General features: G+C 41.1%; 5 protein-coding genes. All 5 read right to left on the bottom strand.

From position 1 onward, the window contains the following. Positions 1 to 236: 236 nt before the first annotated feature. Positions 237 to 746, bottom strand: coding sequence for a hypothetical protein (locus tag H6G26_RS39860; protein ID WP_190737449.1), 510 nt, complete (start codon positions 744 to 746; stop codon positions 237 to 239). 813 nt (positions 747 to 1,559) lie between these two features. Further along, the gene (locus H6G26_RS39855; protein WP_190737447.1) at positions 1,560 to 1,934 is read right to left on the bottom strand and encodes a hypothetical protein; all 375 of its coding nucleotides are present in this window, start codon (positions 1,932 to 1,934) and stop codon (positions 1,560 to 1,562) included. Positions 1,935 to 1,940: 6 nt separating this feature from the next. Beyond that, positions 1,941 to 2,435, bottom strand: coding sequence for a hypothetical protein (locus tag H6G26_RS39850; protein ID WP_190737445.1), 495 nt, complete (start codon positions 2,433 to 2,435; stop codon positions 1,941 to 1,943). Positions 2,436 to 2,699: 264 nt separating this feature from the next. Then, positions 2,700 to 3,194, bottom strand: a complete 495-nt coding sequence (locus H6G26_RS39845) for an organic hydroperoxide resistance protein (RefSeq protein WP_190737443.1) — start codon at positions 3,192 to 3,194, stop codon at positions 2,700 to 2,702. 262 nt (positions 3,195 to 3,456) lie between these two features. Beyond that, positions 3,457 to 3,588, bottom strand: coding sequence for an integrase (locus H6G26_RS39840; RefSeq protein WP_190737441.1), 132 nt, complete (start codon positions 3,586 to 3,588; stop codon positions 3,457 to 3,459). Between the last annotated feature and the right edge of the window lie 130 nt (positions 3,589 to 3,718).

Below are 3,718 nucleotides of genomic sequence, written 5' to 3'. Positions count from 1 at the left end.
ACGAACCCTGGTTAATGCCACTGCCAAACTCAATCTCTGCTTCATCAGGCTAATGATTAAGAGGCTTGCAGTACCTTCTTAGATGTCAAATGGGTTCTATAATTATGATTTTCATGAAAAATTGGCGTAGCCGCAACACCTTCACCAATACAAAATTAAGCTTGCGCCTGGGCATGGGACATTACGCCTTTACAAAGAGTGCAAAGGCGCAAGCTTTGGTTCAAACTCAATTGTGGTTAAGCAGCTTTAAAGCGCGTACCAGGTTTACTTTTTTGTTCAGTCACGGTTGGTTTGGTCAAGGACTGCTTGGTTGGTTTAGTGGTTTTGGTGTTGGTAGTTTTGGTAGTTTTGGTAGACTTGGGCTTGGCGGTTTTAGCCAAAGATTTCGGTTGTACTCCTGTTGCTGGTGGTAGCAGTTTAAGTGAGGGGAACGGGAGTACAACTGGTTGAGTTTTGGTAGAACTGTTGTGAGGCTCTAGTTCTAATGTCCAGGGGTCAGAAATTTCCTCAAATTGTGATGTAACGAAGGGAATTTGTTGAGGTTCGACTTTTACTTGTTCAGTGTTAGATAGTGGCTCAAATTGAGTTGCTGTTATTGCGGATTCAGAACAGGAATTGAGTTGTGCAATTGCAATAGATGGTAATGGCACAACATAAAGTCTGTCAATAAAATCGAAAATCATCAGAGCAACAAAGCTCATAACAATAACTACAATAGCTTGGGTAAGTGTTGATTGAATATCCATTGTATTTCTCCAAAATCTTTAATGTTCACAAAGGTTACGCGAAGCGCTAACAGTCTTGTAATCAAGTACCAGACGCATACAAGAAGTTTCAAAAAGGAATATCTTCAAAGAAATTCATGGGTTGACTGAAGCTTGAAGAGGCACTTAAGTCTCAGACTATTTTGCAATTGGCTTGATGCCAACAACTATCACTTAAATGTTTTATTTAGCCATTCTTCTAAGTGACTTCGCAGTTCGGAATCATTCGCAATCAACTCTTTTTCTTCAGTTATCCAAACTCTTTGAATCGCGTCAGAAACAGCTTCAAAAATAGAGGGAGTAGTCTTATTGTTTGGGATTCACTTGGATGTATCAGTTCAATAATTTTCGCTCTCGTTCTCGCAAAGCGATTGCCTGGGCGTGGGCGCTTGAAGCATCGTACAGAAATTTGAGTAAATTAGGGATTACCGTGCCAAAAAGGGAACTGTACACGGCGTTGAGTATACCAAAGCCATCCCCCAGATTTCAAAGTTGAATGAGCGTGTTGAGTTTTTAGAACAAGCTATTAGAGTTGTCGGGAAATAGTGACTAAAATCGCTGAAAGGCTTAGGGAGTCTGGGTTTCAATAATTTTGGTCAGAAATCAATAAAAAGCTTGCCACAAGCAGATTTCAAGGATTTTTGAGCTTATTACCCAACAAGTCTATTGCAAAGAACGCTTTACTGCTGCGACTACCAAGCTAAGAAAATCGCGTATTTGGTCAGACTCTAAGAAGCGCAAGCAAATAGAGAAACTATTTGCACAACTGGAGACGATGACAAGTGTTGAGTAAGTTTACGGTATAGGTGCAGGGGAAGGATGTTTCCCTGCATAGTAAACAACGACTTTCAACTGTTGAGCATCAGGAACATAAAATACTCTGTCCCCTTTTGTCACTTCGTATTCCCATGCCCCCTTGTAGAGTTTGCCCTTCAAAGGAAAAACACGCCCTGGCTGTCGAGTGGTTGGTGTAGTACATAAATCCTCATAACAGCGAAGAGTGTTTTCTGGATAACGCTGCATTAAAGCTTCCCAATCCCGATTCACCCGACGATTTTTGGCTACCACCAACCAAGTGCTTTTTATCTCTTTTAATGCAGGAGCCGTCAGTTTAACATTTGGCGGCTCCACATTCTCCACTATGGGATTTTCTTCTTGATTATCTGACATCCTCTCTCACACAGCACTCCTAAGAGATGGTTTAGTTAATGGCACTTCATCAGTTTCGGCACTAAAAGCTGCTGCCAGTTCTGGACTAGAGATTGCAATAGCACTTTCACGCCATTCATGGATAATTGCGTCAATCATTTCCCATGCCATAGTTGAGGAATCTATTAATCTAAAAGCCTCGCTTAGTCCCTTAATAAACTCTTGCAACTCCGAAGAATCGAACACGCTTAACCATCCATAAGGGTGTTCAAAGCCGATTTCTTTACCTAATAATAGAGAAAAAGCAACGGTTAATGCTTCAAAAACCGCTTTACTTTGAGTAGCTGCTTTCACCAGAGAAGTTACTTCCTCCCGGCGCAACAGTGCAAAAGACTGATCGTTACGAGTAATTGTTACTGGATGTTCTAAAGCCTTGTCTAGAACTCGTCCAGGCTGCCGATTTAACTCAGTAGCAGTAATTAGCTCATCTGAATAAATATTGCCAAAATTGCCTAAAAACATAGGTTATGCGTTTTCAGCCAAGCCGATTTAATGAAATTAATCATGAACTACGTATAATTGTACGTACTATTGCTCAGGAATCAATAGGGATTAAAACTCGCTTGTGCTGAAACTATCTCTCTTAAAGCATGAGAGATTTTTAGCTAGAGAAAATGTGGTGTCATTTCTAAAAGTGCTTTATCTATAAGCTTTGAGATAAGCAATATTGCCTACCTTTCTTTCCAGTATTATCTATTTGCCAACAAGAAACTATCTTTGCATAATTTAAGCTAGCACCACTTCTACATCAACATTGCCATGAATAGCTTTCGAGTAGGGACAGAGCTTGTGAGCTTGGGCAACGACCTGTTCAGATTTTTCTCGGTCAAGATTAGTCAGAGCGACAGTTAATTTAGCAGCTAACATATATCCACCATCGCTTGGATCTCTGCCAATGGTTACAGCACACGTAACTGTGGCACTTGAAGCATCAATACCTAGTTGTTTTGAAACTAAAGCCAGCGAACCATGAAAGCAGGCGGCATAACCTGCTGCAAAAAGCTGCTCTGGATTCGTTCCTTGCCCTGTGCCACCTAGTTCAGCAGGAAACGCCAGGTTCAAATCAAGCCAACCATCGTTACTTTGGGCATGACCTGACATCCGTGCATGTCCCTGTTGCCCTGGTGTTACAGTCACCACAGCTGTGTACAAAGGCTTCATCACTGCACCTGAGTACTGTTGCCCTAGTTGTTGGATCAGTTCTTCTGTATTAGGATTCATGAGTCTCCCTTTATCTTTCGACACTCATTCCAGTAAACCAAAAGTTTATTGGACTACTGTAAAGTGAGCTTGTCTACAGGCAACGCCAAATCAAATCGATTGTCCCACGAATAATGCCGAAATGATCGCATAACCTCATACCTGTTTCGACTTGGGTTAATATCTTGCCTTGTCCGTTGCCGCTCCAATTGTAGTTTTTGGAATTTAAAACCCAATCACCGAAACAGCTTTTCGCTTTTGTTCTATAAATTGCCGACATTATTCAAAAATCCAAAGCAGAACGCGATCTCTGCTTTTGCTTTTCAGTTACGCCCAAATATCGCTCCAAAGCTGCCAAAGTGCGATGTCCCGATATCTCCTGAATGTGACGCAACGGTATCCCGGCATCGCTCATCCTAGTTAACGCATCTCTGGATTAATATATAACCCACATTCCGCACTTCAATTTGAAGTATGAATTAATTTCAGTTAATGACAACGCAAAAAATTAGGATAATTAAGAAAATAATACTCAACGAATTTAA

Source organism: Nostoc sp. FACHB-888 (genome assembly GCF_014696655.1).
In the GTDB taxonomy this organism is placed as follows: Bacteria; Cyanobacteriota; Cyanobacteriia; order Cyanobacteriales; family Nostocaceae; genus Nostoc.
This window is presented reverse-complemented; position numbering and strand designations above follow the sequence as displayed.

What these genes read in the sequence shown, in the direction of transcription:
- H6G26_RS39860 (WP_190737449.1), bottom strand. Translation starts at nt 746, where the DNA reads ATGGATATTCAATCAACACTTACCCAAGCTATTGTAGTTATTGTTATG.
- H6G26_RS39855 (WP_190737447.1), bottom strand. Translation starts at nt 1,934, where the DNA reads ATGTCAGATAATCAAGAAGAAAATCCCATAGTGGAGAATGTGGAGCCG.
- H6G26_RS39850 (WP_190737445.1), bottom strand. Translation starts at nt 2,435, where the DNA reads ATGTTTTTAGGCAATTTTGGCAATATTTATTCAGATGAGCTAATTACT.
- H6G26_RS39845 (WP_190737443.1), bottom strand. Translation starts at nt 3,194, where the DNA reads ATGAATCCTAATACAGAAGAACTGATCCAACAACTAGGGCAACAGTAC.
- H6G26_RS39840 (WP_190737441.1), bottom strand. Translation starts at nt 3,588, where the DNA reads ATGAGCGATGCCGGGATACCGTTGCGTCACATTCAGGAGATATCGGGA.